The sequence below is a fragment of the Erysipelothrix urinaevulpis genome, assembly GCF_009828835.1.
Lineage (GTDB): Bacteria > Bacillota_I > Bacilli_A > Erysipelotrichales > Erysipelotrichaceae > Erysipelothrix > Erysipelothrix urinaevulpis.
This window is the reverse complement of sequence record NZ_WTTB01000002.1, coordinates 98795-124757: the sequence shown is the minus strand read 5'-3', so window position 1 is coordinate 124757 and position 25963 is coordinate 98795. Positions and strand designations below refer to the sequence as shown.

The 25963-nt window shown below is 35.3% G+C and carries 22 protein-coding genes; 1 reads left to right on the top strand and 21 read right to left on the bottom strand.

Annotated features, from left to right (window positions below):
• Positions 1 to 3: 3 nt before the first annotated feature.
• From GVV10_RS02610 to GVV10_RS02580, 7 genes are all read right to left on the bottom strand, one after another.
• A complete protein-coding gene (locus GVV10_RS02610; RefSeq protein ID WP_159519310.1) occupies positions 4 to 726 on the bottom strand; it encodes a segregation and condensation protein A in 723 nt (240 codons plus the stop codon).
• 23 nt (positions 727 to 749) lie between these two features.
• Positions 750 to 2048 carry a thymidine phosphorylase gene (locus GVV10_RS02605; protein ID WP_159519308.1) on the bottom strand — a complete coding sequence of 433 codons (1299 nt, stop codon included), beginning with the start codon at positions 2046 to 2048 and terminating at the stop codon, positions 750 to 752.
• A complete protein-coding gene (locus GVV10_RS02600; protein ID WP_159519306.1) occupies positions 2045 to 2509 on the bottom strand; it encodes a dihydrofolate reductase in 465 nt (154 codons plus the stop codon). Before GVV10_RS02600 ends, GVV10_RS02605 begins: the two co-directional genes overlap by 4 nt.
• Entirely contained in the window at positions 2509 to 3378 is an 870-nt protein-coding gene (locus GVV10_RS02595; protein WP_159519304.1) for a thymidylate synthase, read from the bottom strand. The genes GVV10_RS02600 and GVV10_RS02595 overlap by 1 nt, the downstream gene beginning before the upstream one ends.
• A gap of 53 nt (positions 3379 to 3431) precedes the next feature.
• A complete protein-coding gene (locus tag GVV10_RS02590; RefSeq protein ID WP_159519302.1) occupies positions 3432 to 3713 on the bottom strand; it encodes a single-stranded DNA-binding protein in 282 nt (93 codons plus the stop codon).
• A gap of 82 nt (positions 3714 to 3795) precedes the next feature.
• Entirely contained in the window at positions 3796 to 5049 is a 1254-nt protein-coding gene (gene yfmH, locus GVV10_RS02585; protein ID WP_159519300.1) for an EF-P 5-aminopentanol modification-associated protein YfmH, read from the bottom strand.
• Positions 5036 to 6250, bottom strand: a complete 1215-nt coding sequence (locus tag GVV10_RS02580) for a M16 family metallopeptidase (protein ID WP_159519298.1) — start codon at positions 6248 to 6250, stop codon at positions 5036 to 5038. Before GVV10_RS02580 ends, yfmH begins: the two co-directional genes overlap by 14 nt.
• An 82-nt stretch (positions 6251 to 6332) precedes the next feature.
• Between GVV10_RS02580 and GVV10_RS02575 the strand changes: the two genes are divergently transcribed.
• Positions 6333 to 7775 (top strand): nicotinate phosphoribosyltransferase, encoded by a 1443-nt coding sequence (locus GVV10_RS02575; protein WP_159519296.1) that lies wholly within the window; start codon positions 6333 to 6335, stop codon positions 7773 to 7775.
• A gap of 46 nt (positions 7776 to 7821) precedes the next feature.
• Here GVV10_RS02575 and GVV10_RS02570 read toward each other — a convergent pair whose 3' ends face one another.
• The 14 genes from GVV10_RS02570 to GVV10_RS02505 form a co-directional block, all read right to left on the bottom strand.
• Positions 7822 to 8781, bottom strand: a complete 960-nt coding sequence (locus tag GVV10_RS02570) for an ABC transporter permease (RefSeq protein ID WP_159519294.1) — start codon at positions 8779 to 8781, stop codon at positions 7822 to 7824.
• Entirely contained in the window at positions 8778 to 9872 is a 1095-nt protein-coding gene (locus GVV10_RS02565; protein ID WP_201289971.1) for an ABC transporter permease, read from the bottom strand. The genes GVV10_RS02570 and GVV10_RS02565 overlap by 4 nt, the downstream gene beginning before the upstream one ends.
• Positions 9865 to 11394, bottom strand: a complete 1530-nt coding sequence (locus GVV10_RS02560) for an ABC transporter ATP-binding protein (protein WP_159519292.1) — start codon at positions 11392 to 11394, stop codon at positions 9865 to 9867. Before GVV10_RS02560 ends, GVV10_RS02565 begins: the two co-directional genes overlap by 8 nt.
• A 73-nt stretch (positions 11395 to 11467) precedes the next feature.
• Positions 11468 to 12553 carry a BMP family lipoprotein gene (locus GVV10_RS02555; protein WP_159519290.1) on the bottom strand — a complete coding sequence of 362 codons (1086 nt, stop codon included), beginning with the start codon at positions 12551 to 12553 and terminating at the stop codon, positions 11468 to 11470.
• A 112-nt stretch (positions 12554 to 12665) separates the two neighbouring features.
• On the bottom strand, positions 12666 to 14459 hold the full coding sequence (locus tag GVV10_RS02550; RefSeq protein WP_159519288.1) for a sensor histidine kinase: 1794 nt from the start codon (positions 14457 to 14459) through the stop codon (positions 12666 to 12668).
• A 2-nt stretch (positions 14460 to 14461) separates the two neighbouring features.
• Entirely contained in the window at positions 14462 to 15673 is a 1212-nt protein-coding gene (locus tag GVV10_RS02545) for a response regulator transcription factor (protein ID WP_159519286.1), read from the bottom strand.
• Positions 15674 to 15736: 63 nt separating this feature from the next.
• The gene (locus tag GVV10_RS02540) at positions 15737 to 16681 is read right to left on the bottom strand and encodes an ABC transporter permease (RefSeq protein ID WP_159519284.1); all 945 of its coding nucleotides are present in this window, start codon (positions 16679 to 16681) and stop codon (positions 15737 to 15739) included.
• A 48-nt stretch (positions 16682 to 16729) separates the two neighbouring features.
• A complete protein-coding gene (locus GVV10_RS02535; protein WP_159519282.1) occupies positions 16730 to 18193 on the bottom strand; it encodes an extracellular solute-binding protein in 1464 nt (487 codons plus the stop codon).
• An 11-nt stretch (positions 18194 to 18204) separates the two neighbouring features.
• Positions 18205 to 19107, bottom strand: coding sequence for a carbohydrate ABC transporter permease (locus tag GVV10_RS02530; protein ID WP_201289970.1), 903 nt, complete (start codon positions 19105 to 19107; stop codon positions 18205 to 18207).
• Between the two features lie 163 nt (positions 19108 to 19270).
• On the bottom strand, positions 19271 to 21133 hold the full coding sequence (locus GVV10_RS02525; RefSeq protein WP_159519278.1) for a beta-N-acetylhexosaminidase: 1863 nt from the start codon (positions 21131 to 21133) through the stop codon (positions 19271 to 19273).
• Positions 21134 to 22699 (bottom strand): FAD-dependent oxidoreductase, encoded by a 1566-nt coding sequence (locus tag GVV10_RS02520; protein WP_159519276.1) that lies wholly within the window; start codon positions 22697 to 22699, stop codon positions 21134 to 21136. It lies immediately after the preceding gene.
• A complete protein-coding gene (locus GVV10_RS02515) occupies positions 22696 to 24567 on the bottom strand; it encodes a hypothetical protein (protein WP_159519274.1) in 1872 nt (623 codons plus the stop codon). The genes GVV10_RS02520 and GVV10_RS02515 overlap by 4 nt, the downstream gene beginning before the upstream one ends.
• Positions 24564 to 25169, bottom strand: a complete 606-nt coding sequence (locus GVV10_RS02510) for an SGNH/GDSL hydrolase family protein (protein ID WP_159519272.1) — start codon at positions 25167 to 25169, stop codon at positions 24564 to 24566. Before GVV10_RS02510 ends, GVV10_RS02515 begins: the two co-directional genes overlap by 4 nt.
• On the bottom strand, positions 25162 to 25950 hold the full coding sequence (locus GVV10_RS02505; protein ID WP_201289969.1) for a DUF624 domain-containing protein: 789 nt from the start codon (positions 25948 to 25950) through the stop codon (positions 25162 to 25164). Before GVV10_RS02505 ends, GVV10_RS02510 begins: the two co-directional genes overlap by 8 nt.
• Positions 25951 to 25963 lie beyond the last annotated feature (13 nt).

The following is a 25963-nucleotide window of genomic DNA, read 5'->3' as shown; positions in this document are numbered from 1 at the left end:
CTGTTAAAAAACCCCTTTCAAGTAGACAATCTCCCCTTGGACACTCATTGCAATCTCATTCATCCGTAACAAATCAAGGATTGCTAAAAAAGTAATAATTAAATGGTGAAGACTTCTCGAGTCGAGTAACAGATTGTCTAAACTAACCGTATAATCAGGGGTAAATCTTATTCGTAAATCATCGATAATATCATCAACTGATAATTCAACTTTTTCAAAAGAAACATCTTGCGGATTGGCTAACCGATAGCGATTAAGCACTTTATCCATTGCTTTCATTAAATCGTAGGGATTGTGTTCAAAGACAACGTGTTGCTTCAAATCACTTTGTATTTCTTTAAATAACGATGTTTCAATCGGTTTTGAAAAACTCTGCATTCGTTCTTCAAAACGATGGGCTAAATCAATACTCACTTCTTTATAACGTTGATATTCAATGAGTCGTTGAACAAGATCTTGTTCATCTTCAACCTCATTCGCATCAAATTCACTTTTATCACGTGGAAGTAATTTTTTTGATTTATATTCAATCAATCCAGCTAACTCACTTAGATATTCAGTGGCAACCTCAAATTTTTGATCTTGGGCTTGATTAATAAAGGCAATGTATTGATCGGCCAATTCAACAATATTCAAGTCAAAAAGATCAAGTTTTTGATCCTTGATAAGGTATAACATTAAGTCCAATGGACCATTAAACTCCTCAATACTAACTTGAAATTTCATTTTTTGTATCTCCCAATTAACAATTATAACACATCTGCAATGAGCTGTGGTTTTTCTCTTTCATCACTTGTTATAATAAAGCACGCTTCAGCATCGTCAACCTCTTTTATTTTTATAGGATTACTGCTTAGTAGTTCACACAAAACATCGCCCTTTTTTACTGAGTCGCCAATTTCTTTTTGAATAATTATACCCGCTTTATAATCAATTGTATCTTCAACTTTTTGTCGTCCAGCACCTAAATGCATGGATACCATCCCCAGTTCAAGAGCATGGATGTCATGAATAAAACCATCTTGCTTTGCAATCACTTGTTTTGCATGGTTGGATTCAATAAATTGATCTAAATCATCAAACATAGTTACATCGCCACCTTGAGCTGCGATCCATTCTAAAAATGTTCGATAAGCATTGCCATTTCGTAAGTTTTCAAGTGCAATTTCATAACCCTGCTCATCAGACGTCGCAAGTCCTGCTTGGCGTAGCATAATACCCGATGCAATTAAACACAGTTCTTCCAATTCTTTAGGACCTTGATTTTTCAAGGTTAAGACAGCTTCGTAAACCTCCAAAGCATTCCCAATTGTTTTCCCAAGGGGTTGATTCATATTACTAATCATTGCGTTCATTTCTAGATCCATACTTTCACCAATTAAGATCATGGATTGGGCCAGTTCTTTGGCTTCGTCCACCGTTTTCATGAAAGCTCCTTCACCATATTTTACATCAAGTAAAATACAGTTTGCACCGCCGGCTAATTTTTTCGACATAATCGATGATGCGATTAACGGAATCGCATTAACCGTTCCAGTGACATCTCGTAAAGAATACAAGACTTTATCTGCGTACACTAAATTACCAGTTTGTCCAACCACAGCAACATTAATATCATTGACTTGATCAATAAATGCTTGACTTTCAAGATTAATGTTAAAGTTTGGAATGGATTCGAGTTTATCAAGTGTCCCACCTGTATGACCTAGGCCACGACCACTCATCTTAGCAACCTTTGCACCACATGCGGCAACCAAAGGCGATAGAATCATCGTTGTTTTATCACCGACACCACCTGTTGAGTGTTTATCAACTTTTTTACCAACAATATCATCTAAATTAATGATATCACCGCTATGCAACATACTTTTGGTTAAGGCATTGGTTTCATCTTGTGTCATACCATTAAGCACAATCGCCATTAATAAAGCAGATGTTTGATAGTCAGGAATTGATGAGTCTGTGACCCCCTCAATCCAAAATTGTATTTCATCAGAACTTAAGTTTTGATTGTCTCGTTTTTTTTCAATAATTTCTACAATGTTCATTCTTTCTCTTCCTTTCTACTATAGTATTCAACCGCAAATGTCTCATGTTCAACAACCTTATCTAAACTAAAACCATCAAGCCACGATGCAGGAAAATATGTATCCCCATCACTTTCATCATTGATTCTCGATAAAATAATTGTTTGAACATAGGGTAACGCTAATCGGTAGATTTCCGCACCCCCTGCAACATAATAAACTTGCTCGTCATCTTCATGTTCTTTTAAAAACGTTGAAATATCAGCAATTCTATTCTCAATAAGTGGATTTCTACTCACCGCATAAATTGAACGCTTATCTAGTTTTTTAGGCAAACCTTCAAGTGTTTTTCTTCCCATAATTAATGTTTGATTTAAGGTCGTTTTTCTAAAATGACTTAAATCTTCAGGATTATGCCAAGGCATACTGCCATCTTTCCCAATGACATTCTTTTTATTGACAGCCACAATTATTTTAAACATTACACACTGACCTTCGCTTTAATCGTCGGGTGTGACTTGTAATCAATCAACTCTATATCTTCATAACGGTAATCTTCGATGTTAGCATATGTTTTTTTGATATTGATAATAGGCAGTTCAAAACATGTTCGGCTAAGTTGCTCATGAACTTGTTCTAGGTGGTCCTTGTAAATATGAACATCCCCAAAACTATGCACAAATTCACCAACCCCTAAACCACAGACATCCGCAACTAAATGAGTTAAAAGAGCATAGGACGCTATATTAAACGGAACGCCTAAAAACACATCGGCTGAGCGTTGATAGAGCTGCAAACTCAGTTTATTATCAGGACTAACATAGAATTGCATAAACGCATGACATGGTGGTAATGCCATATTGGGCACATCAACAGGATTCCAAGCGCTCACAATATGACGACGTGAATAAGGATTGGATTTAATTTGATCAATAACCTCTTGCAATTGATCCACCCCATTAAAATCACGCCATTGTTTACCATAAACCGGACCAAGATCACCATGTTTCAAAGCAAACACTTCATCATTCTTAATTTTCTCAACAAATTCGTCCAGTGTTTCGCCTTTATAATCCGTGCTTTTCTGATACGTTTGATAAGGCCATTCATTCCATATTCTAACATTATTAAGAACTAAAGGACGAATGTTAGTATCTCCGCTTATAAACCAAAGCAGCTCTTTTGCGACTGCTGGAAAGTAAACTTTTTTAGTTGTTAAAAGCGGAAATCCTTCTTCTAAATTAAAACGAAGTTGATATCCAAAGGTACTAATGGTTCCTGTTCCAGTTCGATCATCTTTATCTTGACCATGGTCTAAGACATATTGACACATTTCTAAATAGTTTTTCATTTTCTCACCTATGTTTATTATACTAAAGAAAGCGCTACTTGAGTAGCGCTTTTCTAGATTAGTTTAAATTGTTCGGCAAGGATAATATTTTCACCCTTCGATACGTCAATTCTGCCTTGAATTAAAGCATATGATCCAACCACATTTGCATTTGTAACCAGTGACTTTAAGCCTTTCCATAAATAAACTCTGAGTTTAATTGTCTCATGTTTACTAAATGGATTAAGAATATTGTTATCACTTTCAACGGTAATATATGTATCATATCGACCTGTTTGACTACAATTATCATTGGAAACCAACATGACTTTCCCATAGATAGTTACGTGATTCACACTTACACCCCCTACTAATATCATGAACCCAAGTTTCCTTTTTGACAAGGAAAAAGTGCATCTTTATTAGATACACTTGTTTTTAGGCTTGTCCTTTCATCAATAAGAAACTATCATCAAAATCTTGAAGGACTGATTTTATCGTCAAAACATCATCGAGTGTAAGCCTTCTAAGATTTGCCACAGATTCGAAATAGTCTTGGTTATTAAACTCTGCTTGAGCAATTGAGAACGCTAAACGATCAAACTGAGACAGTGATAAAATAATTTCTCCATAACTACGTTTCATAATTTGTTCGAAAAGATCAGCATCAATAATCAAATTGTTCATCATTTTAAAAATTAAAGACTTAAACTCTTCCTGTTTATCTGACTGATTAAAGAAATAAACCACTCCGAAATTTTCACGTAAGTCAACATCGTATGAGAAAAAATCAGTGATGATGTCATCATCAAGCCATTTTTGATAATCAGGGTTCAATTCTGAAAAATTCATGTCTAGGATTCGACGAATTAAAAATTGATCCTTCATCTTGTCTTGTCCTTCATAAGCAAATTTAAATGCGTAAGACATCTTTTCCATTGCAATATCCCCTTCAATGTGTCGTTCTTTATGAACTACGGTTAAAGGTTCGTTCACGCCAATGTTTTCAACCACCCCTAACTCAGAGGTCGAGTTTTGAGGATGCTTATCGACTAATTCCTTAATTAACATCGGATCCTCAGGTCCGATGACCACCAGTAATAATCGTGAATCATGATAATTCAATGCAAACGCCGTATCTAAATCATCCAATGTACTCGCATTGACTGACTCCTTTGTTCCGGCAATATCATAAATAAAAGGATATGTATGAAAAACATTCCGATACGTTTCCATCAACAACTTCATATCAGGCATTTGCTCATACATTTTGATTTCTTCGACAATAATCGGTTTTTCTTTTTCAACACTGGCGTTGGAAATAGAAAATTGACGGACAAATTTTAATAATACGTCGAGACTCTCTAGTAACTTGTGATTTTGTGTAAAATAATACATCGTGTAATCATAGGATGTGAAAGCATTTGAGCTTGCTCCTAGGTCTGTAAAGATTTGAAACACATCAATGCCTTCATCTTCAAATAGTTTATGCTCTAAAAAATGAGCAATCCCTGAAGGATGATTAACTTGTTTTCCATCAAGAGATTGATTCAAGTGAATGGCTCCAAAAGGGACCGCTAAAACCCCTGTTGATTTTTTAAACCCTTCTCGGTGAAGATAAATGACATCCAGTCCTGAATCAGTTTGAAAACGATAGATATCTTCATTAAATTCATTGTTAATTTTCTTCATCGTGACCTCCTTTATAGATATAGATAAATGGATTGTTTATTTTGTTAGCTACCGCAATGATATCGTCATTTTCAATGGATTCAATAATTGTTATCAATTCATCAATGCTTTGGTCTTCATTTTTCAAAAGCCCTGTGAATTCACGCACACTTTGGGATTGTAATTCTTCAGTGTTACCGTTCAATTGAGTGATAATTGTTTGTTTCAATCCTTCAAGATTCTCAATGCCATTTTTCATCGTTTCAATTTGGACATCAATTAAAGTTAGCGCTTGGTCGATATTTTTCTGGTCAATGCCAGTATGAATCATTAAGACACCATCAAAGACATAACGATTGGCATAAATCGAATAGCATAAACTGTGTTTTTCACGCAACTCTTGAAAGAGAAGTGATGTGGGTAATTGCCCAAGTTGTGAGGTATATAACATCATTGCAACTGATTCTTTTGAATTAGGAATGATATCAACTTCATACAGTAAAATAAGCTCTGTTTGCGAACCACTATGAGTTTCTTCAATTTTTAATGGTTCTATTTTAGTTGGTTGATAAGATGGCACTAATGAACTGGTACCTAAACCTGCCAACAAATCACTTAAATCAAACGGCTCAACATTCCCAACAATCGTCAATACTTTCGCATGATTTTTCAGCATTGTTTGATGAAATTCTTTAATTTCTTCTAAGTCAATCGAATCCAAATCACTGAGATCACCCATACTTGAAAGAGAAAAAACTTGACCTTTTCCAGCATGAGCAAGGGCATTTTGAACCGCTTGGCGTGCATGATTTTCTTTAAGTCGTTGGTGTTGAATGATTAATTTCTTTTTTGCCTCATTGAGTAACTCATGAGTTAATAAAGGTTGAGTTAGCATATCAACAAGCATTTTAATTTGTTTTTCCAATAAAGGCTCATCCACAAATTGTTGACTAATCCCATAGCCTTGCAAATCCAAGATTAGATATTTCCCCAAAACATAGGTACTTGATCTCACCTTGAAACCATAAAGATAATCTAAACGACGTGTCATTGCTTCTTTCGTTTTTGTGTTTTCAAGACGATCACCCATCATTTTACTGAGTAAATTAACCATTGTCCGATCTTTTTCTTTCATTGGAATGGCGAGTCTAAGGTTGATGAGTGTGTCATTAAATTTCTCATCCTCAATCCATTGTACGTTAATTGATTCATGTTGTTGCATTATGTACCTCCACCTTTATTGTGATATAATATCAAGTGATACTATTGTACATCATACAATTAAAAATAGAAAGAATGATAAAATGATAAAAACAAATGATTTAGTTTTTTTAACAGACCTTTATGAATTTACGATGGCGTATACTTATTTTAAAGAAAATAGACATGAAGAAATTGTCTATTTTGATATGTTTACCCGTAAAGTACCCAATCAAGGGGGGTATTTAATTTTCAACGGTTTAGAAAAAATGATTGAATCCTTAAAACTTTTTAAATTCGAGCAAAAGCACATCGATTACTTGAGAACTCAAGGGTTTGACGATGAAGATTTTTTAGATTATTTACTCAACATGACCTTAAACTTAGATGTCTGGGCTGTTCCCGATGGCACAGTTGTCTTTCCTCATGAACCCCTTATTACAGTCAAAGGGACTGTAATTGAAGCTCAATTAGTCGAAACACTTATTTTGTTATCGGTTAACTATTCGACACTTGTTACAAGTAAAGCAAGTCGTATCGTGAATGCCGCTAGAGGCCGTGCTGTTTTAGAATTCGGTGCACGTCGTGCTCATGGCTACGATGCTTCCTTAGATGGCGCAAGAGCTGCTATCATTGCCGGTTGTTATGGAACATCTCATACCCTAACAGGCGAAAAATATGGGGCTCAAGTGTCTGGTACAATGGCTCACTCCTACATACAACTCCACGACAGTGAATACGAAGCCTTCCAAGCATTCTGTAAACACAACCCCGATAATTCTGTTTTGCTGGTCGATACATACGATACCTTAAAGTCAGGTGTTCCAAACGCAATTAAAATCGCGAAAGAGTTTCTCATTCCCAACGGACACCGTTTAAAAGCAATTCGATTAGATTCAGGTGACTTAGCTTACTTATCCAAAGAAGCACGAAAAATGCTTGATGAAGCTGGATTAAAGGATTGTAAAATCATGGCTTCTAATTCATTAGATGAACATCTCATCGATGATTTAATTTACCAAGGAGCTGCAATCGATCAATTTGGAGTCGGTGAAAATCTCATCACCTCCAAATCAGATCCTGTTCTAGGAGGAGTTTACAAACTTGTTGCCCAAGAACATGACGGTATCATTACACCAAAAATTAAAGTTAGTGATAACATTGAGAAAATCACCAACCCATCCTACAAACGACTCTATCGCTTCTATGACAAGGACACAAACAAAGCCTTAGCCGATTATATTGCTTTAGCTCATGAAATTATTCCAGAAGACGAAATTACAATTTTTTCATCAAACGCACCATGGAAACGAAAAACTCTCACAAATTATCGTGTGAGAGAATTACAAGTTCCAATATTCATCAAGGGAGAAGCTGTTTATGAAACACCTACCCTCGCCGAAGTCAGTGATTATTCAAAGAAAGAAATGGATTCCATATGGGAAGAAGTCAAACGACTTCACTACCCTCATCAATACTATGTTGATTTATCACAAGAACTTTATGATTTAAAACTAAGTTTACTTCATGACTTGGGCCAAGATTAAGATAAAAAAAGACCAACAATCGTTTATGATCGTTGGTTTTATTTTATTATCGTTGTCCCTTATCATAAGGTTTACCTGCTGCTCGTGGTGCAACCGTCTTTTTGGATGTAAAGACTAAAACAACAAGAGTTGCAATGTAAGGCAACATTTTAAAGAATTGATCAGGAATTCCTAATTTTACTAAAACAGGAATTACTGAATATGTATTCGCGATGGTTAATGCAAACGCAAAGAATAATGATGTGAATAACAGATTCAACGGCTTCCATTGACCAAATATCAAAATAGCAAGTGCCAAGAAACCATATCCGTTCGCTGTTCCAGAAAACGCAATGCTAATTGGAACTAGAATCATAATGCCACCAAGTCCTGCCAAAGCCCCAGAGATTAACACACCGATCCATCTAATTTTATAAACATTAACTCCAGCCGCATCAAGAGCCTGTGGATTTTCACCAGCCGCCCTAAGACGTAGTCCAAAACGCGTTTTATAGATTACAAAAATTGCAGCTACCAAAATTCCTAAGCCAACAAAAGTAGAGAGATAAACTCGTTGGAAAAACATTGGACCAATAATAGGGATATCTCCTAACACAGGAATCTTACGAATCAAAAAAGTATTTTTAAAAGGGATTTCTTTGACACTATAAAACAATCTTGCAACAAAGACTGTAAATGCCGGTGCAAACATATTAATCGCAGTCCCTGAAATAGTTTGGTCCGCATTCATATTGATTGATGCATAGGCATGAACAATCGAAATAACCATTCCCGCCAAAGAAGCAACCAACATCGCAACAAAATATAATGGCTGCCCACTTAGAGTATCTTGCAGTAAGAACATTGTTAATACACCAAAGAATTGTCCAAACACCATGATTCCCTCAAGGGCAATATTAACAACTCCACCACGCTCTGAGAAAAGCCCTCCCAAAGCAACAATTAAAAGAGGAATTGCTATATAAAGCATTTGTTGGAATATATGAAACAAAATATTTAGAGTCATATTGATTTCTCCCCTTTCTTATTCGTTTTTTTAAGAATCCATTCTATTAATTTTCTTAATAGCAATGATAAAGCTGACATATATATTATTGCTGCCGTAATGACTTGGATAATTTCAGGTTCCATTCCAAAAACCTGTAAATTATTTCCACCATAACTTATATGTGAAATAAATAGAGAAGAAAATATAATTCCAATAGGATTACTTTGTGCAAGTAAAGCAACGGATATTCCATCAAATCCTTCCCCTAACAAAACATTTTGAGTTGACATATATTTCCCTACATCTGACAAATACAAAAGACCGCCACCAAGTCCAGCTAAGGCCCCTGCAATCAACATGGAGGATATTATTGCTTTTTTCTCATTAATTCCTGCATATTTACCTGCATGTCTGTTCAATCCAACAGCCCGCAGTTCATACCCAAAGGTTGTCTTATTTAAAATGATATAAATAAGGATTGCTACAATCACCGCAATTATGATTCCTATATTTAATGATGATCTAGGGAATAATTTATCCATGCCCCCTATTGGTATATAGGCATATTTTGGTGGCAGTGTTCGTGCTACTGCCTCATCATATGCAGTATTCACAATCAAATAGTTAACAAGAAACATGCCAATATAATTCATCATAATCGATGATATAACCTCATTAACATTTCGATAGGCTTTAAGCAAACCAACAAAACCACCCCACAGCATTCCGGCGATTGTTGCGGCAATTAGACCAACAACCCATCCCATCGCACCAAGATGACTCATATTGACTCCAACAAATACCGCAGCGAATGCTCCTACAGTAAATTGTCCCGTTACTCCAATGTTAAACAGACCAGTCTTGAATGCAAAACCAACAGATAACCCAGTAAAAAGAATCGGAATTGCTCGAAAAAGCACATTACCAAAACCTCGAAGCCCTTGATTCAAACCGCCACTCAATATCATTGCAAAGCCTTCAAACGCAAAACTAGGTTTCGTTAGAAGTAGAACAACCAGACCAAATAGCAAACCTACAACAATCGCCAATAATGAAGCAATAATATTTTGACTCGACTCTTTTCTAATTAATTGTTTAATTTTACTCACTTACAACACCTCTTTTCGCACCTGCCATATAGAGACCCAATTCTTGTTGAGTAATCTCTTCTGGTTTAAATTCCCCGACAAGTTCGCCATCATGGATGACCAAGATACGATCACTTAAGTTCATAATCTCTGATAATTCATATGAAACTAAAAGGACCGCTTTCCCTTGATCTCTTTGTTCGACTATTAAATGATGAATTGTGGAAATTGCACCGACATCGAGTCCTCGTGTTGGTTGAACTGCCATAAGTAGATCCTGTCCTAAATCAATTTCTCGAGCTAGAATTGCCTTTTGCTGGTTTCCTCCTGACATACTTCTAACCTTGGTTTTAATTCCTTCGGAACTACGAATATCAAATTTTTCAATTAAATAATCACCGTATTGGTTGACCTTATTGAATTTAATAAATCCTTTTTCGTTAAATTCCTTTTCAAAGTATTTTTTCAAAACTAAATTGTCATCTAAACGGTAATCTAGTACAAGTCCATCACGATGCCTGTCTTCTGGGATATGCGACATTCCATGGGTATTTCGATAACGAATGCTTTTATGACTGACATCGTTACCAAGGAGATTGATTGTCCCTGAAACAGTTGGCATCATGCCCGCTAAAGCATGAATAAGTTCACGTTGTCCATTGCCCTCAACTCCGGCAATACTCACAATTTCCCCTTGTTGAACTTTGAAATTAATACCTTTCACCGCGTGGCTATTTCCATGATTTGATGCAACCGTTAAACCTTCAACATCAAGAACAGTTTCACCTAACTCAGCTGGTTTTTTATGAATGTTTAAATCAATTTTCCGACCGACCATTAATTCTGACATTTCATCAATGGTTAAATCCGCGACATGATGGGTTCCAACCATAACACCCTTTCGTAACACTGAAACACGATCAGCAATCTTTTTAATCTCGTTTAATTTATGAGTAATAAAGATAATTGATTTTCCTTCATTTTGTAGTTGTATCATAATTTCCAATAATTCATCAATTTCTTGCGGCGTTAAAACAGCGGTTGGTTCATCAAAAATCAAAACTTCGTTTTGTCTGTAGAGTAATTTAAGAATCTCAACGCGTTGTTGCATTCCTACAGAAATATCTTCTATCTTTGCATCCGGATCAACATTTAAATTATATTTTTGACTTAATGCAATAATTTCTTCGCGCGCCTTATCCATTTTCACAACAACGCCTTGAACAGTTTCTACTCCTAAAACAATATTTTGAGTTACTGTAAAGTTATGGACCAATTTGAAATGTTGATGAACCATTCCAATACGATGGTCTGTAGCATCTTTAGGGTCTTTGATTTCAACTTTATTTCCATGAAGCATTATTTCTCCACTATCGGGTTGATACATCCCAAATAGCATCGACATCAAAGTTGACTTGCCTGCTCCATTTTCCCCTAAAAGAGCTAAAATTTCGCCTTCACGTAAACTTATCGTGACATCATCATTTGCTATAATGCCAGGAAATGTCTTCGTAATGTGATTCATTTCAACGATGTTTTTCATCTTCTCACTCCCTTATACCTTTCTTAAAAAAAGCCCTCAATAAAGAGGGCTTCAAACACTTATATCAATGGGTTTAGACAACGATAACTTTTACTTTATCAAATGTATGATCACTAAAGTCAGGTTTGTGAGTTTTAGGGATACTACTGTTTAATCCATCAACATCATCTTGAAGTTTCTTATAGATTTGATCATATTCTTCTTTTGTAAATGTTTTAAAACGATCAAATTTATCTGAAATTCCGATTCCATCATCTTGAATTCCGTAAGATTTTTGTGTTCCACCTGGAAATTTATCATCATATAGAGCGGTTAACGCCTCATATACAGATAGTTCAAGTTCTTTTTTAGCGGATGTGATAATAGATGTCGATTTATCGTATTGATCTGTGTCAACACCAATTGTAAATTTATCACTTTGTTCTGCAGCACTGAACACTGAATAACCAGCACCTCCTGCTGAAGCGAATATAACCTCAGTACCATCAGCGTACCAACCTGCCGCTAATGAAGAAACTGCTTCTGAAGGTTCAAACGTATCTGCATAATTATAACGTATTTCAACATCAACATTCATTTCTTTTGCTGCATGATCCGCACCTGCGACATAACCAATTCCAAATTTTTCAACGGCAGGAACTTTCATACCACCAATAAAACCAAGCTTTGTGAAACCTTCTTTAACTGCTGCATACCCAGCTAAAAAACCTGCTTGTTGTTCTTCATAAATTAAGGCATAAGTATTTTCCGCAATATCGTCTGGTTCACCTTGACCTGCTCGTGGTGCTCCATCAATAAAGATAAACTTAACATCTGGGTAATCCTTCTGTGCTCTATGGACTGCTTTCTCAAACAAGAAACCTGGTGTAACAATTACTTTAGCACCACCTTCGTTTATAGCACGCGTAATTTCTTCATAATACGCTTCATCGTCTTTGTCTGCAGGACGATAATAATTATATGAGACCTTGTGTTCATCCCCATATTTTTTAACACCTTCATATGACCCTTGGTTAAATGAACCATCGTCAATTGTTCCAACGTCGGTAATTAAGATAATTTCATGTTTATTATCTTCTTCACCTTTTTCGTTGGCTGAACATGCTACCAAAGAAAATGCAAGTAATACAACTAATAAAAGCGATAATTTCTTTTTCATTTTTCTTCCTCCATCACAAGTCTGCCTTGTAATTCTATTTTAACCAATTCTTAACAAAATAGCAATGTGAACACTTTGTGAAATAATGTTTCACTTCTTTGAAAATTAATATCTAGTCTAATTCATCAAGGGTCGAAATGATGGGAATACGCATGGTTACGCGTGTACCACCACTATGAATTGAATCGTAGAATAAACCGTAGGTCTCACCAAAACGGATTGTTAAGCGTTCATTAACATTGTGAACTCCAAATCCATCAACCTTCTCTTTATTCAAAATCGAGTTGAGTTTTGCTTCACTCATCCCTATCCCATCATCTTCTATTTCAATTACAATGGATTCGATATCCTGATATGCTGTAATCTTAATGGTCCCTTTTTTGTCTGTTTTTTCATTAATACCATGCAAGATTGAGTTTTCAATCAAGGGCTGTAAAATCAAATTAATTGTATAATAATCTAATATTTCTTCTTCAACATCTAAAATGAGTGCAATGTTATCGTCGAATCGTTTATTTTGTATTTCTGTATACAACTTTATATGCTCGATTTCATCTTTTATTTTAACAAACTCTTTCCCCGAGCTAAGTGAGAGCCTGAAAAATTTAGCCAATTTTTCAACAATCTCTTGTATATCACTCGCGCCATGTTTGATTGCTAACCAATTAATGAGGTCCAGTATATTGTAGAGGAAATGAGGATTAATTTGTGCTTGTAAAGTTCTAAGCTCCGCTTTACGTAGATTAATTGCTGCTTGGTATTTATCTTCCATCAATTGATTAATTTGTAAGGTCATATAGAGAAAATTATCTTGAAGTTCACCGATCTCGTCTTGATATATATTATCAAAGCTTAAATCCCATTCTCCTTCTTTTACCATATCCATTTTACTTGATAAATCTTCTAATCGATAGGTTATATTTTTTGATAATCGATGTGAAATATAAGAAATCATAAGCAACACAATGGCTAAAACACCTGCCATAAAGCGTAGGACATCCGTTGCACTTTCATTAATTTCTTTGTGAGGAACAATTGATATTAAACGCCAATCCATGTCCGTTATTCTTTGATGAAAAACAATGGATTTTTGATTGTTAATATGACGTTCACTATTTCCTTTGATATAAGAATTATGATCGATATTGATGTATTCATCTAAGTTTAAATTTGTTGCAATTGCTTCTTGTTCAGTTGATGTGACGACATAACCATCTTGATCAACTAAGTAGACAGTTCCATCTTTTGTGATGGGTGTTTGATTGATGATATCATTGAATGTCGTTATGGCAATATCGACCACAAGTACAGCAATATGTGGATCATTGACATTTTGATTAGGGATTGTTCTAACAATCGAGATCACATTTCTTTTTTTGTATGGATAAAAAGGTTGTTGTTTTTCTTCTGGAAGCCAAACAATCCCGCCTTTTTCATCAATAACATCTTGATACCATGATTCGTTTTTTATTAACGCTTCAGCTTTAATGGTTGAACGACTTAATGTTTCAATGGATGGATCATCAACATATAGACTAATATGATGAACATCTCGACCCACACCTAAATTTGTCACCATATCTGTTAAACGGCGATACCGATCAAATTTTGCTTGTTGATTCGTTTCATTTTTAAAGGCATTAATCATGGTTTTGAGTTCCGCATCTAAATATGCCGTACTGGAAATATCTTTTGATGTTGTGAGACGAAATGAAATATAATCACTAGTTTGCATCATCGTTTGTTCTGTCATTCTTTTGGTATTATGTGTCAAAATAGCTGATGAGCGAATATAAAAAAGAATCGAAATCAGTAACACTGAAAAAACAGTTATCAATGTTAAAGACAAAAATAACCGTTCTCGAAGTTTAATTTGTTTGTTTTTAGTTTTTAAAAATTTAATCATCGTTATACCTTATGATTTTCACGATATTCTGAAGGGTTATAACCATAGAATCGTTTAAAAACTCTGGCAAAATAGTTCGCATCCCGATACCCAACTTGCGCTGCCACTTCATATAGTTTTAAATTTCTGTCAAGTAATAAGTCGCAAGCCCTTTCCATTCTCATTTCTGTAATATGAGCATTAATTGTTGTGCCTGTTGCCGTTTTAAATACTTTGCATAAGTACTGTGGCGTCAAATAGACCTCGTCCGCAATATCCTGAATGCTTAGATTTTGATCGAAGTTTTTACTAATGTATCGCTCTGCTTCTCTAACAACACTAATGTTATTATCGAAACCATCTGAATAAATCAACGTGTTTTTGTTCTTATACCCTTGCCAAGTAATAGCATCTAAAGCATCTTGATAAGATTCTTTAAGATCTTCAAATGCCAAGACTTTTTTTCCTAATCCAGCTTCAAGACTATCTTTAAATTCAGGCATATTAAAAATATCTTGATAAAAACCACTTAGTGTTTGCATTTTTATCTCATAAGCATGAACACTAATCAACATCTCATTTTTATCTGCAATTAACATTGTTAAGCCTTCTTCAGTTTTCTTTTTCTTGAGAAGCGACGTTAATGACTCAATGTGAATGTTGGGTGCTTTAATAACAACCACTTTATAAATTCCATGGAGTGGAAATTGAAGTCCCATGTGGCCCATCAAAATTTCCAGTGTAGATTGTTCGTAATCTTGACCATTTAAGATTCGCTCAATGATTGAATTTAATAAATACTGATGACTTTTATCCATTTTTGCTTTGAGTTTAATGTTTCGATTGACACGATTTGACTCTTCATCGTAATGGTTTCGAACACGACGTAGAAGATCTTCCATCTCTTTCATATTAATTGGTTTTTCTAAATAGTCGACAACATTTAGTTTAATAGCAGATTTTAAGTATTCTTTATCGCTATAACCACTTAAAAAAACAAGTTTACAATTAGGGGCAATTTCTTTCATTTTACTTGCCATCTCAATGCCATTCATGTGGGGCATTTTAATGTCACATATTGCGAGATCTGGTTGAATTCTTTCAGCAAGTTCTAAACCTTGTAGTCCATCGTTTGCTTCACCAAACACTCTGAACCCATACTTTTCCCAATCAACAAAATTCACTAACCCTTCTCGTGTTATACTCTCATCATCAATGACGATTACCTTTAACATAGTATCACCCCTTTCATTATACATGATATCGCTTACAAGTTAAAAAAGAGATCGCTCTCTTTTCTACCAAATACTTGAATCAAACCAGCGTTTTGCAAGTTTATTACCCGCAATGACTAAAACAAAACTGATGACTGAATTAAACAAACCAACAGCTGTTGCGAAACTATAATCTGAAGTGCCCAGTCCGACACGCACGACATAGGTTCCAATCACATCCGCAACTTCATACACAACAGGATTGTACATGACCAATATCTGTTCTGTTCCCGCTTCTAACAGTCCACCCAAACGTAAAATGAACATAAGAATAATCGTGGGAGCAATACTTGGAATCGTAATGTGAATAATTTCTTGTAGTTTGTTGGCACCATCAATTCGAGCAACTTCAAACTGTTCTTGATCAATGCCTGTAATTGCTGCAAGATAGACAATGGTTCCCCAACCAACTTCTTTCCATCCTTCAGTGAAAATTAAAACGCCACGGAAATGTTGCTTTGAAAGGAAAAACGGAATTGGAGTTCCACCAAAAGATTTAATCAGTTCATTAACAAAACCACCATGAACTGATAGTAAATTAATGAATAAGCCACTCACAATAACCCATGAAATAAAATGAGGAAGGTACACCACTGTCTGAACCGTCTTTTTGAATCGTAGATTTTTAATTTCATTGAGCAAAATAGCAAGGATTATAGGAAGAGGAAAGAGAATCAGAATTTTGAGAATTGAAATTATGATTGTATTCTTAAAAATTAAGGCAAAGTCAGCTGAAGAAAACAATCTAATAAAATTATTAAATCCCACCCATTCACTTCCTAAAATCCCTTTAAAGATATTAAAATCTTGAAAAGCAATAACAATACCACTAATGGGTAGATAATTAAAGATAAATAAGAATAAAATCCCTGGAACTAACATGACGTAAAGTTCCCAATCTTTCATCACATCCGTTTTTAACTGAGCAAACTTTCCTTTTTTTATTTTAATGTCACGTATTGCTTCCATCCTATCATCTCCTTATTGATTGTAAAGCAGGCGTTTTGCCTGCTTGTTTTATTGTTTTGTGTATGTCTTATACCAATCATTAAAATCGTTTGTTGTTTGTTCGCCACCCTCACTTCGCCATTTAGTTAGGAAATCTTCATAGTTTTCAGCAGATTTGGGATCAGCAATGGCATTAATAATATAATTCGATTCCATCTCATTGAGACGTTGTCCGTATTTAGCATTGCTTTCTAAAGGCGGAGCAAAGCGAATGGCTTCTGTTTCACCATAGTCGACTTGTTCTAACATTTTTTCAAATGTGTTTCCCATATTTTCGTCTTTACGTGTTCTTAAAATCCAGTAATCACCATAAACTTTTTGGTCTGTTGATGTCATAAACCAATCAGAGTTTCCGCGTTCATCATTAAAGATTGGTAAAATCGGAACCATACGGTCACCTTCTTTTTCCCAGTGAACCCCCTCTTCACCAATGGTCATCTTTTTAAAGAGTTCCGGTTGAACTTTCATATTCAGATATTGCATTGCATGTTCTTTATGTTTAGATGCTTTAGGGATACCGATATACCAAGAAACACCCGTCGCTTCAACCCACGCTCCACGATCTCCATTGGGTCCTGTGATGCCCATAATTAATTCGATTTCTGTATCGAATTCATCTTTAATCGTTGGCACTAAGATACCTGATGCACCCCATCCATAGGATGACATAATCGCTGCTTTTCCACTGGCAAATTTATCACGTGCACTTTCATAATCATTCACAGGCCATTCAGAATCAATGAGTCCTTCTGCATACAATTTTTGCATAAACTCGATGTATTCTTTCATTCCTTCACGTTCAATTCGTGGCACAATATCACCTTTAACATCTGCCCATTGAGCGTTAAATCCAAAAGCTCCTGAGATCTGCTGGACAATTGGCTGAAATCCAGTCATTGGAATATAGTCAGTTTTATCACGAATTGCAATCAGTAATTCATAAAATTCATCGAGTGTTTTAGGAACTTCTTTCCCAACTTCATCGAGAATATCTTTACGTATTCCTAATGCATCACCAACAAATGGTCGGGGTGCACGTTCTGGTATCCCATAAATTTCTCCATCAATTTTAGATGCTTCCCAACTTTCTTCATCATTCACATCCATCAATGTCGTCCCGTACTCTTTCAACAGATCGCCAAGTGGTTCTAGAGCACCCTCTGCAGCTAACTTATGATATTGTGGCGCTGACATCTTAACGATATCAATTTCTTCTTTGTTCCCCATCATAAGATTTAATTTATCATCATAATTTTCCATCGGTAAAATTTCATATTGAACTTTATATCCCGTTTCTTCTTCCAACATTTTTGAAACTGGGTCTTCGTTTGGATCAAAATTTCTCTGGAATCCAAGCTGTCTTAATTCAGGTTTGTCACCATTGTCAACTGCTTCTTTCTTTTGACAAGCACTAACAAGTAATAACATTAGACTCAACATCACAACCCCTGTAAATTTACTAATTTTCTTCATACTTCCTCCTTTTATCCTTTAACAGATCCGACAAGCACCCCTTTTACAAAGTATTTTTGTAAAAAGGGATAAACAATTAATATTGGGACTGTCGCAGCAATAATCGATGCTGCTTGCACTGCCTCTGGTGATGAATTATACATCCCATCGATATCAGGTTCATATCCTGCTTGATCTAAGGTATTCTTTGTAGAACTTACCAATTCTTTTAGGTAAAGCTGTAAGGGTTTCATATCAACTTTAGTTATGTAGATCATCGCATTGTAATAACTATTCCAATGAGCAACCGCAAAGAACAAGGCAATGGTCGCTAGAACAGGTTTGGCTAAGGGTAACATAATTTGAAAAAGGATTCTAAAGTTTGATGCACCATCAACCTTAGCCGATTCTTCAATGCTGTCTGGCAATGATTCAAAGTAATTCTTCATGATTAACATATTATAGACATTGACCAACGTAGGCAAGATCAAAACCCATATATTGTTAATTAATCCAAGTTTCTGCATTACCAAATAAGTAGGTATTAGTCCCCCATTAAAGATCATGGCAAAGACAAAATACAATAGAAATCCTCCACGACCTCTTAAGCGTTGTTTTGATAGTGGGTATGAAATAAGAATTGTCATGATCAATCCAAATAACGTCCCCACAATCGTGATAAACAAAGAAACCTTAAACGCATTAATAAATTGCGGATTACCTAAAACAAACTGGTATGTCCCTGTTTGAAATTCTACAGGAAACAAATGAACCTTTCCTGAAATCAATGCACTTTCACTTGAAAGAGATTTAGCCAATAGATTGACAAATGGGAAGAGCGTTGTGATCCCCAACAGAGTAAAAAAAGTATAATTTAATACAGTAAATATTTTGGTCCCCGTTGACATTGGCCTCTTTTTTCGTCGTTTTGACATAAACATTCTCCTATCCAATAACTGTGAAAAACAAGTTACTCTTGACTTCTAACTATAGAATACGCTTACATTAAGACAAGTTCAATATGGGAAACTTCATATAACAAGGACAAAATTAAGATGGCGTTCCTATAGATTAAAAAAAGAGCGCTTGGCTCTTATTTTAGGCAAATGAACGAAGACGATCAGCAAGCTTGTAAAATGTATCAAGAACTCGTCTTAGTTCGCTTTCTCTGTTTCTTTCCCTCCAAACACGTTGATAATCAAGACATGTGTATTCTAGATCCACTGCAATTTCTAGGGCAGGACGCGTTAATTCAATGTTTTCAACACACATTTCATATTTCATTAAATAAAGAAATGCTTCTTGGGTTAACGACATCAAATCAATCATCACTAAAAATTCGTTAAAATCTTGGCTGTGCTTCGTTCCTAGTGTCATTGAATATGTTAACAATTCATTTTGTAAAATCTCTAGTTTTTCTTTCGACTGGTATATTTTTTTGCTGTCAAGCTGTTTCATAATTTCTTTATAAGGATCAATAACTTCTTTGTTTGCATAGTCTTTCTCTAAATGAAAATTAATAAAAGACCAATTCGCATTTTGCTCTCTAGAAATTCTTCGCAATAAATCAACCAGCCCTGAATTATTTGGACCATAAAGCGACTTTGAAATCAACTGATCATCATGAGTATCATCACGCATGGATTGAGGATTCCAAGATAGAGCCGCTCCATACACCAACATCGGCAATGAGGACGACAAGAGATTGACATGCCCATGATCACCCCAATCAGTATTCAAAATTCCATAGGCATCATATTTAACGGCATGTTTAACCATTGTTCTGATATTTTCAGAACTATTATCAAACCAATTAATCATCCGATTCCAGCCCGTTGTTGAAGGACAAACATATTGGGGGATCGACGATGCGGAAATTAGCTTGGTTGCTTCGTCACTTTGCTTTGCCATGTATCCCCAATTAAGACAGATAACATTCTTGGGTATTTCGTTTAGATATTCAGGATGATTAAGAATTATATCACCCCAAAACAAGACTTCTCGATCGTTTTCTTGAACAATTTCGATGATTTTCTTTAAGAAGTCAACATAAAGACGACCGACACCCTGCCTTTTTGCTAAGTCTTGATTCTTATAACGTCCTAAATCAAAGGTCTCATCACCACAGATGTTAAACTTTTTTGAAGAAAACAAAGGAATAAATTGTTCAATCAAGCTCCGAACTAATTCAAGACTTTCTTTCTGGGTCACATCCAGTGTGTGATGAGCCATGCGATTCACAAAGGAAAAGGGGATTTCATCCTTAATTTCTTTTTCTGACAAGTGACGAAAGGAATGACTTTCTAAAATTTCATACATATGACCAAAAGTTGCAATGGATGGTATCAGTTCAATATGTCTTTTCTGGGCATAGGCATCAAGCTTAAGAATATCTTGAGCACTGTAGGCATCTTTGTCACGAAAAACTTCACTTAATCCTTCCCATAAATACGTATGTTCAATATAAAGTTGCAATTCGTTAATTTTATATTCTGATAAAAGATCAATTAAATCATAAAGCGTTTCTAATTTGGGGACTTTACCGCGTGTTACGTCATGATACACACCACGATGTTTAAAATAAGCATCATCAGAAATCGTGATAAAGGGTAAAGTAAGACCGTATGATTTTATAAGTTGCAGCAAGGTCATGAGACCATAATGAAACGCTACATTAGACCCTGCTTTAATCTCAACGCCATTTTCATCTACAATCAGTTTATAGCCTTCAAGATGATACTCCTTTGTCAAAGATACACCACCAAAACGCCCCTTCTTTCCACGATATGTATCCATGGTTAAATGTGTTGTTTCATTGTATCGTTTTTGAAAAAATTCGAGTGTATCGATAAGTTTATGGTCAATCTTTGGATCAACAATGAGCTTACTTTTATGATTTAAACCATAAACCCCATCAGCAAACTCATAAAATTTGGGTAAGGGTAAAATTTCTAATTTCATTTAGTTCTCCTTTGAAAAATAGTTTTCTCTAATTTTTAAAACTTCTTCAGGCCATTCAATTTGAACGCCTTGTTTAACAATAAACTCTTGAAATTCTTTGATGTGATGGTGATATAACGTATTGATTGATATCTCATGATCGAGACAATACGTAGCCATTAAAGCTGCTGACTCGCCAATATTCCATTCAACAGGATGAAGACGATAAGTTCCGTTAGTTATATGGGTTGTTGATATTGTTTTTCCAGCGGCTAAAAGATTGCTTGTTTTTTGGGGTATCAAGGCGCCCATAGGTATCTGAAATGGATAACTTTCCATATCAATATAAGTTCGCCCACCAGTGCTTGGATGTAAATCTAAATGATAATGACCTACACCAACACTGTCTTCGAATAATTCAGCTCTAGTATCTGTTCGCATTTCAGCTCCAATATGGGATTCTAAGACGGTAAACTCTCCCACAATTCGCCGTGATTCTCGAATATATGGACGCATTGCAAAACCATCATCAGTCCCCATCACATCCCCCCGTGGTTTAAGATTTGGGTAGCCATGACCATCCGCTTCTGTTTGTAACCAGTATAAAAACGAACGTGATAACTCTTTGGCTTGATGGTAATGCATTGTTGCTAATTGGTCATCGATCTCATAGATGGGGCCTAACCAGTAATCATTTTGTGGCCAGTTCACAAGTGTAACATCACCACTTAGAAATCCATCTTTAAAATTATGACGATCAAGAATTTTTCGATAGCCAAATAAATCAACTTTACCTTTTTCCTTGGTCATTGAACCTTCTACAGGCTTAAGTGTGTGTGGTTCAACATACGTCCAACTCAGTTGACTCCCGGTCCAAAAATCAGATCGGTGCTGTTTGAAAAAATCATAAAGTTCAGGTTTTTCGATGGTATAATCTCCCTCATCTTCTAAAGAAACTGCGAAGCACCAAGTAATTGCCTGCATATCAAGAGGATCTTCATGATCGCTAGCATGATATTCCCCTGTCTTTGCTTTAGATTCACTTCCTGTGACATAGTCAGTTTGACTCAGTGGTAAAAGATCACCAATCTCACTTGCATCAAGGTAGAATTGAGCACTGATGCTAAATTCTTGATGACCTTGTTTAAATCCGACCGATTCGATGGTATTGTCATTCATTTTAGCCCAAATACAGTTTGTATTAAATCTTAAGTCTAATTGACCACTTAAAATATATGGATTAAGCATTGAGTGCAATACTTTCATACTTACAACTGGCTCATGACACAGCGCACTTACCCAGCCATTTCCTGGATTTAAGGTAAGATCCGCTTGCGCATTTTGTGTTAAGGGATAGAATCGTTTGTAATAGTCACGAATGTTTTCACGATATGTTTGATAACTTGCTGTTCGTCCATATTTTTCGATATAATCATGCTCATCAGGTGGGACGCCTTGACTTGTAACTTGGCCTCCTAAGCAAGATGACTCTTCGCTCATAAACACTTTCTTGCCATTTCTTAAAGCAGCGAGTGCTGCGGCAACACCACCCAAACCACCACCAATAATTGCTACATCAACCATCATTTAGCCCTCCATAATTTTTTCTTGAACTCATCTATATTTTCTAAGAACAAAATACCTGCTCCAATCTCAGCAACAGTCCAACCTGTTTCAATACTATACGGTCCCCACCCTTTATCAGCAGGTGATCCATAATACTCAAATATTTCTGGATCAAATGCACGACACCATACACCATTCAATCGTTGATCATCTGATTTCATTTGAATTGATTCTAGAAAATGGACAATACTCTTTGCTTCATTGAAGTATCGTTCATCATCACTCGCAATATACGCAAGTGAGAAAGCCATCGGCAGCCAATTATTAGTGTAAAGAAGGTCCACCACACTATCGCCATTTTCTGCTAAAAGAGAACATTCACCGTCCCCTTTTGTATGGCGCATCACTGCTTTATACCCTTCATCCCATTCTAAGAAACACCCTGATTCATGTTTGTACTTCAATAAGTCTTGATAGACTTGATTCATATAATTTAGGTAGAGTTGATCTTGACTGACTAAATATGCAATACTTAATGGCATCAATAAACGAGCGAGTTCTTGAGTTTGAGATTGTTCACGACGAGTGTTTGGATAAATTTTCATTAAAGAATCAAGGCCTTGTAAACCTAAGTGATAATACGATTCTTTATCAAACAGAAGGTAAGCCAAAAGAAACGAAGCACTAAGATAGGCATTATAATGAGCACTTGGACATTGACACTCTTTTTCTTGCAAGTCTTTAAAGTCAGTTTCATTTAATTTACTTAGCTCAAATCTTGCTTGACGTTGACCATCATAACCAGTCGTCTTAACATGAAAATCACAAATCATTTCGAGTGTTTTCAATTCATCTAAATTTTCTTGATACAAAAGATTCTTTAATAGAATGGGTATAATCATCCGAGCAACATCATCTCCGTATGTGCTTTCCAGTGCAACAGAAGACCAACGAACAAAACCTTGACATTTTCCATCATGGATGGTGAAGTCATTTAAACACGCATCCACAAGATTTTCTGCTGTTTCTATGTAAGATGAATCATCAAAATATAGTCCCGCCAGACAATAAAACAAAGAGACTTCACCACTACAATCTCCTCGAATAACATCGGCAAACCGTCTCTCACCATTTGGATAAATTTCTGAACCAAATCCCTCATATACACCATCACGACCTTTATTAATCAATAAGTCATTCTCTTTGAACCATGTAAGAATATGATCAATAACTTTATTTTTATCGGATTCGTTAAAAAACTTAACAAGCGGTTCAAAATGCTGAATGGCTGTCCCTATATTCAACCACTCAAAAACATAATCAATCAATCCGTTTGCCTTTTGGATTGGTGCATAGGCTCCCTGATGATAATTCGCTAATTGGACTGTAGAAATCAAGACATTGTCATTCAGCTCAAATAAGGCATAATCCTTAATACAATATTTAAGCTGGTCTTTTTTTAATCTTGAGTGAGCATGTTCTTGGGTAAAGACTGCTTTAACCTTTGCCTCCAGTTCGACTTCATCAAAGGGAATCGTCCGTAGTGCTTGTTGTGTATCAACTAAATCAAAGTGGGATAAAGTATCACAACCTTGTTCAACAAATGCAATTCTCTCAAAACTCGTTCGCTTCGTACCATCTGTTAAAAAAGCGCCAAATGAAGCAACGTATTCGACGAATACTTTTTTACCCGTTTTTATAAAATCTTCGATTATTCTATACTGTCTTAGATTAAATGTTAAAGGTTGATCATCAGTTCCCCCTAAAATCATCAATTGTTCATACTGAGCAAGACTATTAAAATCAACATCTAGTATTTCAAACGGTACATGATTACTTTTTAAGACTTTTGTGATATCTGATTCATTTCGTGAAATAACACCAATCATAACTGTTCCTCCAATTTTTCTAATACTTTATTTGCAACAAACGTTGAACCTTCTTTAGAGTAGTGTAACCCATCATCGAGCCTTAGTAAGGTCTCTCGTCTTTTTTTAAATGTATCATCATTGAATAAATCAACAACCCATATATCATTCAATTCTAATCGTTTGCGTATCCAGTCATTGAATAAGCCTAAACTTTCATTGATACTGATTTTTTTATACATTTTTTGAGGATGTCTTTGATAATACGTTTTTTCAACAACGTGGTGAACCGATACATAAAGAATCGGAATATCTAAATTATCAAGTAACATCAATAAATTGTTTGACCTTTCTTCAAGGACATTAAAATCTAAGGCCCCACGCTTATCCATCATTTGAGCAACATCGTTCATTCCAAACCCCATTAAGACGAAGTCAAACTGATCGTGTTTGATACGTTCATACTGTTTTATGACATCTTGAACAGTACTCCCACTCACAGATAAATTCACCAAATCTAGATCTAATTGCGAACTAACACCATTAACCCATCGATTCTCTTCTTTTAACCCATAACCATAGACTAAAGAATCACCAATCGCCAACACCTTTTTTCTACTCATTGACTAATAGACCCTCCTTGGTATGAAATCTATAAATTTCATCACACACTTGTTCACTTTGTTTATTGTTTATCCTTGCAACAAGTGCAAACATAAAAAAGAGTGTCATCCAAGCCCCATTCTTCACTAACAGTAAAAACCCTAATAAAAAACCTAAACTCAACATCATTGGTTTAGTTAATTTCATGATATACATAATACTTAGTTGAATTGTATCTTTAAATGAGAAATTAAATTTTGACTGAATCGTGCAAAAAGCCATGACAAAATACGCTTCCACAATCATTAAGATTACAAATAAAAGAGCAACAGATTGCAAATTTCTGCTTGAAAAATACAAATAATCTAAGTAAAACAAGTAAAACGAAATCACAAAAAATAAATTAGCCTTCAAACAATTTCTATAACTATTTTTATAACCTACAAGAAATAACTTTATGATTGACTGATCTTGATTTATTTTTTTATTTAAGGCATATTGCATAGCAATAAATGAAGGAATAAGATTTAAACTAAAAATTATCATCAGGATGATTAGTACCAGAATATTCTTCGTTTTCAAGCTAATAAATGCAAATGGAATAAATATATTAAATAATAAAAACATGGCATTGCTTAATAAGATATCCCATAGTGCAACACTAAAACTATAAAACTTTAATCCTAATTCATGTTCCACAATAAGCTCACCTCTTGAATCTATTTTAATCCCTTTAATTCTGATAGTTAAGAGCTGAGTCAGTTTAAGATAAGATAGTCTTTGTTTTCTTATTAAAATCATAAAAAAGTTTAGG